This is a genomic window from Massilia sp. ZL223 (assembly GCF_018119395.1).
Taxonomy (GTDB): Bacteria; Pseudomonadota; Gammaproteobacteria; order Burkholderiales; family Burkholderiaceae_D; genus Telluria.
This window is the reverse complement of sequence record NZ_JAGPWD010000033.1, coordinates 50465-63920: the sequence shown is the minus strand read 5'-3', so window position 1 is coordinate 63920 and position 13456 is coordinate 50465. Positions and strand designations below refer to the sequence as shown.

11 protein-coding genes are annotated in these 13456 nt (G+C 68.3%); 4 read left to right on the top strand and 7 right to left on the bottom strand.

Annotated features, from left to right (window positions below; all coding sequences use genetic code 11):
• Nucleotides 1–53 precede the first annotated feature (53 nt).
• The 7 genes from KBW95_RS18770 to KBW95_RS18740 all read right to left on the bottom strand — a co-directional run bounded on the left by KBW95_RS18770 (nt 54) and on the right by KBW95_RS18740 (nt 8249).
• Nucleotides 54–794, bottom strand: a complete 741-nt coding sequence (locus KBW95_RS18770; RefSeq protein ID WP_211526749.1) for a GntR family transcriptional regulator — start codon at nt 792–794, stop codon at nt 54–56.
• Between the two features lie 20 nt (nt 795–814).
• The gene (locus KBW95_RS18765; protein ID WP_211526748.1) at nt 815–1885 is read right to left on the bottom strand and encodes a flavodoxin family protein; all 1071 of its coding nucleotides are present in this window, start codon (nt 1883–1885) and stop codon (nt 815–817) included.
• Nucleotides 1886–2150: 265 nt separating this feature from the next.
• Complete coding sequence (locus KBW95_RS18760; protein WP_211529022.1) at nt 2151–3467, bottom strand: tol-pal system YbgF family protein; 1317 nt, start codon at nt 3465–3467, stop codon at nt 2151–2153.
• A gap of 286 nt (nt 3468–3753) precedes the next feature.
• On the bottom strand, nt 3754–5265 hold the full coding sequence (gene nagZ, locus KBW95_RS18755) for a beta-N-acetylhexosaminidase (protein ID WP_211526746.1): 1512 nt from the start codon (nt 5263–5265) through the stop codon (nt 3754–3756).
• Nucleotide 5266: 1 nt separating this feature from the next.
• Nucleotides 5267–6277: an SIS domain-containing protein gene (locus KBW95_RS18750; protein WP_211529026.1), complete on the bottom strand. Its 1011-nt coding sequence runs from the start codon at nt 6275–6277 to the stop codon at nt 5267–5269.
• A gap of 11 nt (nt 6278–6288) precedes the next feature.
• Nucleotides 6289–7374 (bottom strand): N-acetylglucosamine-6-phosphate deacetylase, encoded by a 1086-nt coding sequence (gene nagA / locus KBW95_RS18745; protein WP_211526745.1) that lies wholly within the window; start codon nt 7372–7374, stop codon nt 6289–6291.
• On the bottom strand, nt 7371–8249 hold the full coding sequence (locus KBW95_RS18740; RefSeq protein ID WP_211529021.1) for a BadF/BadG/BcrA/BcrD ATPase family protein: 879 nt from the start codon (nt 8247–8249) through the stop codon (nt 7371–7373). The genes nagA and KBW95_RS18740 overlap by 4 nt, the downstream gene beginning before the upstream one ends.
• 271 nt (nt 8250–8520) lie before the next feature.
• On the opposite strand from KBW95_RS18740, the gene KBW95_RS18735 reads away from it, so the two are divergent.
• The 4 genes from KBW95_RS18735 (at nt 8521) to KBW95_RS18720 (ending at nt 13226) form a co-directional block, all read left to right on the top strand.
• On the top strand, nt 8521–8880 hold the full coding sequence (locus KBW95_RS18735) for a nuclear transport factor 2 family protein (RefSeq protein ID WP_211529020.1): 360 nt from the start codon (nt 8521–8523) through the stop codon (nt 8878–8880).
• 11 nt (nt 8881–8891) lie between these two features.
• Nucleotides 8892–9758 carry an alpha/beta fold hydrolase gene (locus KBW95_RS18730; RefSeq protein WP_211529019.1) on the top strand — a complete coding sequence of 289 codons (867 nt, stop codon included), beginning with the start codon at nt 8892–8894 and terminating at the stop codon, nt 9756–9758.
• Between the two features lie 10 nt (nt 9759–9768).
• Nucleotides 9769–10608 carry a helix-turn-helix domain-containing protein gene (locus KBW95_RS18725; RefSeq protein ID WP_211529018.1) on the top strand — a complete coding sequence of 280 codons (840 nt, stop codon included), beginning with the start codon at nt 9769–9771 and terminating at the stop codon, nt 10606–10608.
• An 86-nt stretch (nt 10609–10694) separates the two neighbouring features.
• Nucleotides 10695–13226: an ATP-binding protein gene (locus KBW95_RS18720; protein WP_211529017.1), complete on the top strand. Its 2532-nt coding sequence runs from the start codon at nt 10695–10697 to the stop codon at nt 13224–13226.
• Nucleotides 13227–13456 lie beyond the last annotated feature (230 nt).

The window sequence follows — 13456 nt, the reverse complement described above, 5'->3', positions numbered from 1 at the left end:
TTTGAGCTCGCTTGAACTTGGGCCCCCTTGGCGGGGACCCAAGTTCGCCCGCATCACCCCGCATTCAACTCCGCCACAAAATCATACATATCCCCCCTGAAGTACGACCTGCACAACTCCACCGCCCGTCCATCGCGCAGGAACCCCAGCCTCTCCACGCACAGCCCCGCATCGCCCTGACTCGCCTGCAGCAAGCGCGCCTGTTCCGCTCCCAATAGCAAAGCGGTCAGCCGCTGCAAGGCCCGCGCCGGCCGGTTCCCCGCCGCCTCCAGCGCCTCGTACATCGATTCCTGCACCGCCTCGAGCGAGGGCAGGGCGAAGGCTGCGATGGTCGCGTACTCCAGGCACATCGGCACCTCGTCGGCGAAGCGGATACGGTTGAAGCGGTACACCGGCGTCCCCGGCGACAAGCGCAGGCGCAGCGCTTCCTCCGGAGTCACCAGGCCTTCCGAACGCTTCAGCCATTCGCTGCGCGGCGTCCGCCCGCGCGCCCGCATGTCCTCGGAAAACGAGGTGAGCTTGGCGAAGTTCTTCTCGATGCGGGTGTTGATGAAATTGCCCGATCCCGGCCGCCGCACCAGCAAACCTTCCTCCACCAGTCCGTCGATGGCCTTGCGCACCGTGATGCGCGAGATGCCCAGTTCCGCCGCCAGCTGGCGTTCGGCCGGCAGCGCGGCCGCCGGGCCGAAGGCGCCTTCGTCGATCGCCTGGCGCAAGGCGCGCTGGAGCTGCTCGTAAAGCGGCAGCTTGGCGGTGCCGGCGATGTTGTACATCAGTTGGGCGAGGGGAGTCATGCCGCGCATGATAGCAAAGCCTATTTCGGCCGCGGGTCCTTCAGGCCGTGGCAGACCACCCGCACCCGTCCCGCGCGCACTTCGCGCACGGCCTCGGCCACCGCGCGCGCCACGTTGCGCACTTCTTCCTGCATGGCCGTGTCGCGGTCGAGCGCCTCGTGGCTGTCGGCATAGGACTCGTAGTAGCCGACGAAGCGGTCGAGCTGGCCGAAGCTGCCCGAGTCGACCAGTCCCATCCAGTTGAGCCAGTCCGACAGCGCGCGCCGCGTGCCCTCGATGCCGGCCACGTCGCCGTGCACCACCAGGCCGAAGGCGCGGCCGGCCAGGTGCTTGGGGTAGTCCCAGCCGGCGCGCTCGATGTCCTTGGCGATCTCCGGCTTCTTGCCCTGGGTCGAGGTTGGATCGGGATTGCCGCCGTCGGCGCACACCAGGCGGTCGATCATCAGCTTGAGCACGGCCGGGGCCTGGTACCAGTAGACCGGCGTGACGATGATGACGCCGTGCGCCAGCACCCAGCGCTCATAAATCTCGTTCATCCAGTCGCCGGTCTGGCGCTCGGCGTGGTTCGGGTAGCAGCTGCAGGGCCAGTGGCAGAGTGGCATGGCGGTCGAGACACAGCCCTTGCAGGGATGGATGTGGCGGTCGTAGTCGGAGATGAGCAGGCTCAGGTCGAGCACGTCGGCCTCGACACCCTGTTCCAGCAAGCTGTCGCGCGCGAGCATGGTCAGGCGCCAGGATTTCGAGATCTCGCCGGGGCAGCTGCCGTCGTTGCGCGCGGCGCCGTTGATCAAGAGGATGCGGTCCCTGGTGGCCGGGTCCTTCTGGCGCGCTTCGGCGGCGAGCAGGCGGTCGCGGGCTTCCTTCCATTCGATGGAGAGGTCGTAGTCCGGGTCGGCGAAGCCGGGGCCGGCCTTGACGGTGCGCGGGGCCTTGCGGCCGTTGGTGTAGGCGTCCCAGGCGACTTCCTCGATGGCGTCCAGGGCATCCTCGACCTTGTCGTAGGCGGGGTCGTAGAAGGCGCGGCGGAAGCGCAGGTGGAATTCGTCGCGCCCCAGTTTGGCGGGAGCCTGGCCTTTGCGTACGCTTGTCATGACGCCTCCGGTGTGAACGGGGGGATTATGCGTTGGGCTTGGCTGGGGCTATGTACGGGGGCGCACGTTGTTGGATAAAAAGAGGTGGTGGGTATGCGGGCAGAACTTGGATCCCGGCCTCCGCCGGGATGACGTTGTTTGAGTTCGCCGATGGTCCGAAGACCGTCGTTCCGGCGAAGGCCGGAACCCAAGTTTGCACGAACGCCCCCAAAAACAAAAAGCCGGGCATCAAGCCCGGCTTCCCATCACAGCAGCCAGCAGAGAATTACTGGGCCGCAGTCTGCTGCGCACCGCCACGCTGCTGCTGGTTCAGCAGCACGATCCAGTACTTGGCCAGGTCGCCCGCGCCGGCGCCGCCCTTGATGCCTTCAAAGGTCTTGATCGCATCGGCGGTCTTGCCTGCGCGCACCTGTGCCATGCCCAGGCGCAGCTTGGCTTCTTCCGCGTTCTTCAGGCCGCCCTTGGCGATACCTTGCTGGATGAAGCCGATGCCCTTGTCCGCCTGGTCCATGGTGGCGTAGGCCCAGCCCAGGTTGACCAGGCCGGCGCCGGTCTTGGCCTTGGCCGCGTTCGCTTCGCCGGCGGCGATGGTCTTGGCGTCGTCGGCAGCCTGCTTGGCGGCCTTGTCGCGCAGCGCGGTGTGCGACTTGGCGTTCGAACCCTTGCCCAGCACGCCCGCGGCGAAGCCGGCGTCCATCGCCTTCTTGGCTTCAGCCGGGAAGCCGTCGCGCAGCGACAGCTCGGCCAGGTTGACGTACTCTTCCGGCGCCATCTGCTTGGTGGCAGCCAGTTCCAGGCGGAACACGTTGACCATGTTGGTCTGGGCGTCGAAGCCCTTCTGGCGCGCCACGCCGCGGTTCAGCAGGTCGGTCCAGAAGTCGTCGGTCGGGTAGTAGGACACCAGCTTTTCCAGGCCGGCCAGGTAGGCGGCGTCATCCTTGACCTTGTTGGCCGCCGAGGCCAGCAGGCGCAGGTCTTCCTCGCTCGGGGCCTTGCCGGCCTTTTCCGCATCGGCGATCACCGGCATCAGTTCGGTCTTGGCGTTGGCGTAGTCGCCGAGCAGGTAGTACGAGCGGATCAGGGCCGGACGCACTTTCTCAGGCGTCGGGCTTTCCTTCTGGTAGCGCTTGAACCATTCGATCGCCTTCGCGTATTCCTTGCCGTTGTAGTGGGTGTTGGCCACGGCCTGGATGAAGTCGGCCTGCTCGTTCGGCTTCAGGCGGCCCGAGTTGATCACGGACTCCAGGGCCGGCAGCAGGATGGCGTTGTTGTTGGTAAGCGAACCCAGCGAGATCTTCATGCGGTTCAGCACGTATTCCTCGTAAGGCGTACGGTTCTGGATCGCTTCCGCCTGGGTGATGCGGTTCTGGATTTCCGCGTAGTTCTTCGCATCCATCAGCGGCTTCATCGCGGCCGGGTCGAGCAGCTTGAACAGCTCGGGGCGGACGGTCTCCGCAGGCGCTGCGGCGGCCGCCGGCGCATCGGTCTTTTGCTGGGCGTGGGCGCTGGTCATCAGAGCCGAGGACGACAGACCAACGGCGGCCAGCATCAGGCAGAGGCGGGCAAGACGGAACTGGGACATGGAGTATCCTTCAATCAAAACAAAAAGTGAGCGAGACACAGGTACTACATTTGCTTTTGGCAATGTAGAGAAAATGCCAATCTCGGACAAAGCGTGCATTGTCCCATAAAACTGCCATTTTCAGGCTCGGCAATTGTGCCGCATGGCGGACGTGCGCACGTGTTCGGTTACATAGCGTTACCTCAAACGTCGCGCGGACCCTGCGGCGCGCTTGCCCTCTAACGCCCGAGCCGCCGGATTGGTTGATCCGCCCACGAAAAAAAAGAGGCGCGCGGCGCCTCTTTCTTTACTGCATCGCGGACTCCGTGACTGGTCCGCCGCCGAAGCCGGGCACCGGACAAATGCCCGGTGCATCGGCCTCGCCGGCCAGCCAGGCGACCACCGCCTCCAGCGCCGGCGGCGCGAAGCCATAGGTCATCAGGGCCGGGGCGTCGAAATCGAGCGCCTGATACGGGTTCCACAGCGCAATGTGCAAGTCAGGCAGCCAGGTCGCACGCGCGTGCGGTCCGTAGCGGCGGCGCGAGGTCGAGGCCAGGATCGTGAAGCGGCCGTCCTGGGGCAGGGCGCTCCAGTCGAAGCTTTCCGCATCGGCGAAGGTCACCATCTCGACATCGTAGAGGCGCCCCAGCGCGCCGGCGATGTTCGCCGCCGGCACGCCGGCTTCCGATACGCCGTCGCTGACCACGTCCTGGCGCGCCACCAGCCGCAGCTTGGCGCCGCGTGCCGGGCGCTGCGGCTGGCCCAATGCGGTGAGGCCTGCGCGCCAGGCGCGCGCCATCAGTGCGCGGTCGTCATGCTCGGTCGCATAGCTGACCGGGCCGGCCGGATGGGCCTGGGCCAGGGCCGACAGGCGCGCCAGGCGGGCTTCGACTTCCGCCAGCGGCAGCACGCCGTCGCGGATCGCCTGGGCGATGGCGTGCACGGTTTCCTCTTGCGTCTCGCGCGAGCCGATCGCCATTACCATGTCGGCGCCCGCGACCAGGGCGTTGACGGCCGCCTGGCCGGCGCCGTAGCGGTGCGCGATCGCATGCATGTCCATGCCGTCGGTGATGATCACGCCCTGGTAGCCGAACTGCCGGCGCAGGATGCCGGTCAGGATCGCGTGCGACATCGTGGCCGGGTTCACCGGATCGAGGGCCGGATACACGATGTGGGCGGTCATCACGGCCGGCGCATGGGGTGACGCGATGCGGAAGGGCGCGAATTCGAAGCGCTCCAGTTCCGGCAAAGGCTTGTCCACCGTCGGCAGGTCGCGGTGCGAGTCGACATGGGTGTCGCCGTGGCCGGGGAAGTGCTTCACGCAGCAGGCCACGCCTTCGCTTTCGCTGCCTTCCATCCAGGCCAGGGCAATGCGCGTGGCCTGCTCGGGATCGGCGCCGAAGGAGCGCTCGGCGATCACCGGGTTGTGCGGGTTGTTGTTCAGGTCCAGCACCGGCGCGAAGTTCCAGTTGAAGCCGAGGGCGCGCACCGCGCGCGCCACGGCCGCGCCGACTTCGCGCGCCAGCTGCGGATCGTTGGCCGCGCCCAGCGCCATTGCCGACGGCGGCGCCGGCACCCAGGTCGAGCGCACCACGGCGCCGCCTTCCTGGTCGAGGGCGATCAGGGCGTCAAGCCCCATCGCATCGCGCAGCGCGCTCGTGAAGCGGGTCAGCTGCGCCGCGTCCGTCATGTTCTGGCGGAACAGGCAGGCGCCGCGCACCTTGTGCGCACGCAGGAAGGCGTCCGTGCCGGCGTCGAGTTCGGTGCCGAACAGCCGCACCATCATCAGCTGGCCGGCTAATTGAAGGTAATTGTCCATGTCAGTTGGTCTTGGTGACCTTGCTCAGGTGGCGGGGACGGTCCGGATCGAGGCCGCGGGCCTTCGAGAGCTTAGCCGCCATCACGTAGAAGGCCTGGATCGCCGCGATCGGATCGAGGTCGGGAATCGCCGCCGTCGGGAGGGTCAGGTCGCGGCTGGCGATGTCCTCGGGCGCGGCGAGCAGCACGCGCGCGCCGCGGCCGCGCATCTCGTCGGCGAGGGCCACCAGGCCAGCCTGGGCCGGGCCGCGGGTGGCGAAGATCAGGAGCGGATAGCCTTCCTCGATCAGGGCCATCGGGCCGTGCTTGATCTCGGCGCCGGAGAAGGCTTCGGCCTGCAGGGCCGAGGTCTCCTTGAACTTGAGGGCCGACTCCAGGGCGATGGGGAAGCTGATGCCGCGGCCGACCACCATGATGTTGCGGGCGGGGGCCAGCACGTCGAGCGCGGGCGACCAGTCAGCCTGGGCCGCCTTGGCCAGCGACTCGGGCAGGGCGGCGATACCATCCTTCAGCTCCGGATCGTCCTGCCATTCCGCCACCAGGCGTGCGCCCGCGACCAGGCTGGTGATGAAGCTCTTGGTCGCGGCCACGCTCTGCTCCATGCCCGCATGCAGGGGCATGGCCCATTCGGCGGCTTCCGCCAGCGGCGAGGAGGTGTCGTTGACCAGGGCCACCGTGGTGGCGCCGCCGTCGCGGAAGTAGCGGATCGGCTCGACCACGTCAGGGCTCTGGCCCGACTGCGAAATCGACACGGCCAGGGTGTCGCGCGTGATCAGCGGCGATTTATACAGCGTGATCAGCGACATCGGCAGCGAGGTCACCAGGCGGCCCATGCGCGCCATGATCAGGTAGGCCAGGTAGTTCGAGGCGTGGTCCGAGCTGCCGCGTGCGACCGTGACGGCGCTGTGGAAGCTGGTCGAGCGCAGCGTGCGGCCGAGCGCCGCATAGCGGTCCTGGTCTTGCGACAGTTGCAGGGCCACGCATTCGCTGGCGGACAAGGCTTCCTGGAGCATCAGGGAAGTGGTCACAAGGCTTCTCCTTCGATATAGACGGCTTTGATATTCAATTCGCGGTCGAGCACCACGAAATCGGCATGGCAGCCCGGCGCGAGGCGTCCGCGCCGGGTCTCGCCGAGGTAGTCGGCGGCATTGGTGGACACGCGCAGGCAGGCTTCCTCGAGCGTCAGGCCGATTTTCACAAGATTGCGCAGCGCCTGGTCCATGGTCAGGGTGCTGCCGGCCAGGGTGCCGTCGGCCAGGCGCACGCCGCCCATGCACTTGTGGACCACCTGGCGGCCCAGCATGTACTCGCCGTCGGGCATGCCGGCGGCGGCGGTGGAATCGGTCACGCAGAACAGCTTGGGAATGCAGCGCAGCGCGGTCCTGATCGCGCCCGGATGCACGTGCAGCAGGTCGGGGATGATCTCGGCGTATTCGGCATGCGCCAGCGCGGCGCCCACCATGCCTGGGTCGCGGTGGTGCAGGCCGGGCATGGCGTTGAACAGGTGGGTGAAGCCGGCAGCGCCGTGCTCCAGCGCCTGCACGCCGACCTCGTAGTCGCCGTTGGTGTGGCCGATCTGGACGCGGATGCCGGCATTGGCCAGCTGGCGCACCAGGTCCATGTGGCCGTCGATCTCGGGCGCCACGGTGATCAGGCGCATCGGCGCCTGGTCGTCGAAGCTTTTCACTTCGTCGAGGGTGGCCTCGCGCGCGAAGGGCGGCTGGGCGCCCAGCTTGCCCGAGTTGATGTAGGGGCCTTCCAGGTGCACGCCGAGGATGCGCGCTTCCTTCTTGCCGCGCGCGCGGCAGGCGGCGCCGATGGCGTCCAGGGCCTGGCGGATGTCTTCCAGCGGCGCGGTCATGGTGGTGGCCAGCAGGCTGGTGGTGCCGTGCTTCGCGTGCAGGGCGGCGATCACGTGCGGGGCGTCGCCGCCTTCCATCATGTCGCGTCCGGCGCCGCCGTGCACGTGCACGTCGATGAAGCCGGGCAGGATGTAGTCGTCGCCGTTGCTGTCGGGGTCGGCCGGTGCGCCGTCGACGGCGTCGATCAGCACGCCGTGGCGCAGCTCGCCGTAAATCCAGCCGTCGGGAGTGAGGATGTTGCCCTTCATGAGTGCGTTTCCTTGAGATGCAGTTCGATCATGCGCAGCGCGCCGGCGGCGGAGTCGCCGTGCGGCGGGCTGCAGCGCGCCAGGGTGTCGGCCGGCAGGTAGGTGCGCAGCGGTTCGCCCAGGCCGCCGCACAGCGACAGGGGCAGGGTGCCGGTGGGGTCGAGGGCGCGTGCGATGCTGGCCACTTCGCGGCCCGCGTGTTCGAGGATGGCGAGGGCCACCGGGTCGGCCGGGCCGTGCGCCACCACGAAGCGCGCCAGGCCGGCGTAATCGGCCTGGGTGGCCTTGCCGAGCCAGACCTGGACCGCGTCGCGGCTGCCGCCGCAGGCCGCGATCACGTCGCGCGCCAGTTCGCCGCCCGCGGCGCGGCCGTCCATGACCTGTTCGATGTGGTTCAGCGCGCGCAGGCCCATCCAGGCGCCGCTGGCCTCGTCCCCGGCCGGGAAGCCCCAGCCGCCCATTTCCACGCGCTGGCCGTCGGCGCGCAGCGCTTCGCCCACGCTGCCGGTGCCGATCGCCACGATGGCGCCGGGACGGCCCTGGTGGGCGCCCATCAGGGTCGAGAAGCCGTCGGTGTCGAGCACGAAGGCGGCATAGCCGGGATTGGCCGCGCTGAAGGCCGCCGCCCATTCCTTGTTGTGCACACCCGCCAGGCCCAGGCCGATGGCGCAGGACTGCATGGGAATGGCGCCGATGCCGATTGCGGCGAAGGCTTGGGCGACGGCTGTATTGACTGCGTTCCAGGCCGTGGCCGTGCCGTTGCGCAGGCCGGATGGGCCGCTGGAAGCTTGGGCGAGTTCGGTACCGTCGGCGCGTGCCAGCCGCACGCGCGTGCCGGTGCCGCCGCCATCGACGCCGATGAGATAGTCGATCATGGTGTTGTGAGAGCCGGGGGAGGTGGTCGCACTATAGGCAGGCCCTGCGGTGATGTCAACAGGTATTTAATTGGTATGCAAATTTCCTTTGCAGATATAGCCGAATAGCCGCAGGTTATGTGCATAAACGTTTGATTTTTCAGAGAAAATAATTGGTATTGTTTCTGGTATTGTCAGGTGCGTGATTACCTGGGAGGTAATCGCCCCCGCCGACCGGTTTGCCGAGAATGGGACCCATTGCAGCACACCACTCAAGCAACCGGAGAAGACCATGGAACACGCACACTCGATCGCCCAGCACTACCTCAGCGCCTGGAACGAACGCGACGCCGCCGCGCGCCGCGCCCTGGTGGCCGCACTGTTCGCTCCCCACGCACGCTACCTCGATCCGATGATGCAGGGCGCCGGCCACGACGGCATCGACGGCCTGATCGCCGGCGCCCAGCAGCACTTCCCCGGCCACCGCTTCGAACTGAGCGGCACGCCGGACGGCCACAACGATGTAGTGCGCTTTTCCTGGAGCCTGAACGGGCCGGAGGGCAAGGTGGCGGCCCGCGGTACCGATGTCGCGACACTGAGTGCCGACGGCCGCCTGGCCACCGTCACCGGCTTCCTCGACCACGTCGCCTGAAGGAGCGCGCCATGAATCCGCTCGTTCCTTACGGCGCCCTGTGCGGCATCCCGAATATCGTGCGCACCAAGTCCGGCGCCGACCTGTTCTACCGCGACTGGGGCGCGGGTAAGCCGGTGCTGTTCGTCGCCAGCTGGGCGCTGCCTTCCGATTCGTGGAGCATCCAGATGATGGCCCTGCTGGATGCTGGCTTCCGCGTCATCGCTTTCGATCGCCGCGGCCATGGCCGCTCGTCCGACCCGGGGCGCGGCTACGACTTCGACACCCTGGCCGACGACATCGCGGCCGTGATCGACGCCCTCGATCTCTCGGGCGTGACCCTGGTCGGCCACTCGATGGCCTGCGGCGAGATCGTGCGCTACCTCAGCCGCCATGGCGGCGCTCGCATCCGTGGCGCGGCCCTGCTGGCGCCGATGACGCCCTTCCTCCTGCAGACCCCGGACAACCCGGACGGCATGGCCGGCGAGGTGTGCGCGGCGGTGCGGCGCCAGCTGGTGCGCGACTTCGCCGGCTGGATCGACGAGAACATGGAGCCTTTCGTCCCGGGAGCGGGCGAAAGCACCCGGGCCTGGCTGCGCACCATGGCCATGAGCGCTTCGCTGCACGCGCTGTGCGAATGCAACCGCGCGCTGGCGCAGGAGGACTTCCGCCCGGACCTGGCGCGGGTCGATGTCCCGGTGCTCCTGATCGCCGGCGGCCGCGACGCCAGCGCGCCGCCAGGCCTGACCGCGCACCCGACCGCGCGCCTGCTGCCGGACGCCACCCTCAAGCTGTACGAGGACGGGCCGCACGGCATGTTCATCACCCACCGCGACCAGGTCAATGCCGACCTGCTTGAGTTCATCCGGTCGATCGGCCACAATCGGCTGGATCAATAAAGGAGACAGCATGGACACCGTCGCCAGCCCGGCAGGCGCGCAGTACTTCAGCGATTTCGCGGCAGCCCTGCGCTACTGGCGCGGCAAGCGCGGCATCAGCCAGCTGCGCCTATCGGCGGACAGCGGCATCTCGCAGCGCCACCTGAGCTTTCTCGAAACCGGCCGCGCCCAGCCCGGCAAGGACCTGATCCTCAAGCTCGGGCTGGTGCTGGATATCCCGCTGCGCCAGCGCAACGCGATGCTGCTGGCGGCCGGCTTCGCGCCGGCCTACCGCGAGCGCAGCCTGTCGGACCCGGACCTGAACGCGGTCAAGCAGGCCCTCGACTTCATGCTGCAGCAGCAATCGCCTTACCCGGCCCTGGTGGTCGACCGCTTGTGGAACCTGGTCATGCTCAACGATCCCGCGGCGCGCATGCTGCGCTTCTTCCTCGGCATGCCGGAGCACGCGCCGATCCCGCGCGACGGGTCGATCAACGTGCTGCGGACGACGCTCGACCCGAACGGCCTGCGGCCCGCGCTGGCCAACTGGCAGCTGGTGTGCGGCGACCTGCTGCACTGGGTGCAGCGCGAAGCCATGGGCGACGGCCCGGGCAGCGAGGCGGCGCAGCTGCTGGACCAGCTGACGGCGCTGCCCGGCATCGCCGAAGCGGCGGCGCTGCCCAACCTGGACCGGCTCGCGCTGCCCTTCCTGCCCCTGACGCTGTGCAAGGACGGGGTGGAGCTGAACCTGTTCACGGCCATCACCACCCTCGGCACGCCGCACGACGTCACCGTGCACGAGCTGCGCCTGGAAACCTTCTTCCCCGCGGACGAGTCCAGCCGCCGCTGGTTCCAGCACCAGGCGAGCTAAGGCTGGCAACGCGTTTCTGGTGAAAGTGTTATCGTTCCGGGCGTCTGCGCTACCCAGCAGGCATTGATTGACGGAACCAGAACACGATGCAGAACCACCAGTCCGCGAGCGAACCCGACCCGCGTCTCGACTTTGCCGCCGGCGGCGGCGCGATGGGCGCGCTGCTGCGCGCCAGGGACTGGAGCGCGACGCCGCTCGGCCCCCTGGAGCAGTGGCCGCAGCCGCTGCGCACCGCGGTCGGCATCATGCTCGGCTCCATCCAGCCGATGTACATTGCCTGGGGCGCCGGATTGCATCTGCTGTTCAACGACGGCTACCGCGACATCCTCGGCGCCCGCGCCGCGGACCCCGGACAGGTGCTGGGCAAGCCCTTCGCCGAGGTCTGGCACGAGGTCTGGGACACGGTCGGTCCCCTGCTGGAAGGTGTGCTGCAGGGCCGCCCCAGCCATGGAGAAGACCGCCTGTTCGTCCTGCGCCGCAACGGCTACGCGGAAGAGATGTACGCCTCGTTCTCGGCCACGCCCTTGCGCGACGAGGCCGGAGCGGTGGCGGGCGTATTCTGCGTCTGCGCCGAGACCACCAGCAAGATGGTGTCGCTGCAGGAGCGCGACGCCGCGCTCGTGACGGCCGAGGCCAACGCGCTGTTCCGCACCTTCTTCGAGCAGGGCACCCATTACGCGGCACTGATGTCGCTGGACGGCCGGGTGCTCGAGGTCAACCAGGTCGCCCTGGACGCCTGCGGCTACCGGCGCGAGGACGTGCTGGGCCGGCCGTTCTGGGAATGCGGCTGGTGGAACGGCTCGGCGGCGCTGATGGACACCGTGCGCGCGAGCATGGCCAGCGCGGCGCAGGGCGCCACCGTGCGCCACGAGCTGCCTTACTTCATCGCCGACGGCAGCCGGCGCTGGACCGATGTCGTGTTCACGCCGGTCACCGGTTCGCGCGGCGAGCTGCTGTCGGTCGCGGCCACCGGCGCCGATATCACCGAGCGGCGCCAGGTCGAGGAGCGCCTGCGCCTGTTGGACGCGATCGGCGAGGCGACCCGCATCGCGGCCGAGCCGAAAGCCATCATGCAAGAAGCCACCCGGCTGCTGGGCGAGCACCTGGGGGTCACGCGCGTGGCCTATGCCGACCTGGAGGCGGACAACGACCGCTTCACCATCCGCCACGACTGGACCGTGCCGGGCGCCATCTCGACCGCCGGCGTGTACTCGCTCGACCTGTTCGGCTCGCGCGCCCGCGACAACCTGCGGGTCGGCCGCACGCTCCTGATCGGCGACGTCGACACCGAGCTGGCCTCGGGCGACGGCTACGAGATGTTCAACCAGATCGGCATCAAGGCCATCATCTGCTGCCCCTTGGTGAAGGGCGGCAAGCTGGTGGCCATGATGGCCGTGCACCAGGACACGCCGCGCGCCTGGACGGCGGGCGAGATCGCGCTGGTCGAGGCGGTGGTGGAGCGCTGCTGGGCCCACATCGAGCGGGTGCGCTCGACCGAGGCCCTGCGCGACGCCGACCGGCGCAAGTCGGAATTCCTGGCCACGCTCGCGCACGAGCTGCGCAATCCGCTGGCGCCGGTGAGGAACGGCCTGGAGATCCTGCGCATGAGCGCCAGCCCGGCGGTGAGCTTGCGCGTGCGCGAGATGATGGAGCGCCAGGTGAACCACATGGTCCACCTGATCAACGATCTATTGGATATCGCGCGCGTCTCGAGCGGCAAGCTGGTGCTGCAAAAGAGCCTGGTCGACCTGCGCGAGGTGATCGGCACCGCGGTCGAGACCAGCCAGCCGCTGATCGACGGCGCCGGCCATACGCTGGACCTGGAGCTGCCCGGCGCGCCGATGCCGATCGAGGCCGATGCGGTGCGCATCAGCCAGGTGCTCAGCAACCTGCTGTCGAACGCGGCCAAGTACACGCCGGCCGGCGGGCACATCGCCATCACGGCGCGCGTGCTGGATGGCGTGGCCGAGGTGGAGGTGGCGGACAACGGCATCGGCATCGCGCCGGAATCGCTGGGGGCGGTGTTCGAGATGTTCTCGCAGGTGGCGCGCAGCATCGACCGCTCTGCCGGCGGCCTGGGCATCGGGCTGTCGCTGGTGCGCCGCCTGGTGGAACTGCATGGCGGCTCGGTGACGGCGGTCAGCGCGGGGCCGGGGCAGGGCAGCCTCTTCACGGTGCGCCTGCCATTGGCGGGGCAGGCGGCCGATGCGGGTCATCGCACGGAGCTGCCGCAAGCGGCAGGGGCGGGCCGGCGCCTGCGCGTGCTGGTGGCGGACGACAACGCCGATGCGGCCGATTCGCTCTGCTCGCTGCTGCAGATCGCGGGACACGAGACGCGTACCGCCTACGACGGCGTCAACGCGCTGGAAGTGGCGGCCGGCTTCCATCCGGAGCTGGTGTTCCTGGACATCGGCATGCCGCGCATGGATGGCTACGAGGCGGCGCGCCGCATGCGCGAACTGCCTGGCATGCGGGACGTTCTGCTGGCGGCGCTAACGGGGTGGGGCGCGGCCGAGGACCGGGCGCGCTCGCGCGAGGCCGGCTTCGATCATCACCTGCTCAAGCCGGCGCAACCGGCGGAGGTGCAGGCGGTATTGGCCGAAGCGGCTGCGGCCTGAGGTTAAAGAGTGCAGGACGTTCGCTCCGAAGTCCTGCTCGAGGGTCCAGCAGCAGGTCCGATTCCAACAGGCGGCGCCATGATTACTATATTGATTTGCTCAATCCTTCCACTTCTCGCCTTAGGCTGGGTCCTCTGGATCAATGCAAACGATCGCACGGCCTTCGAGAGAGAACTGGAAGAAGTACTAAGACACATCTCCGACGACAGCCCATAAACCGCCTTTCGCCC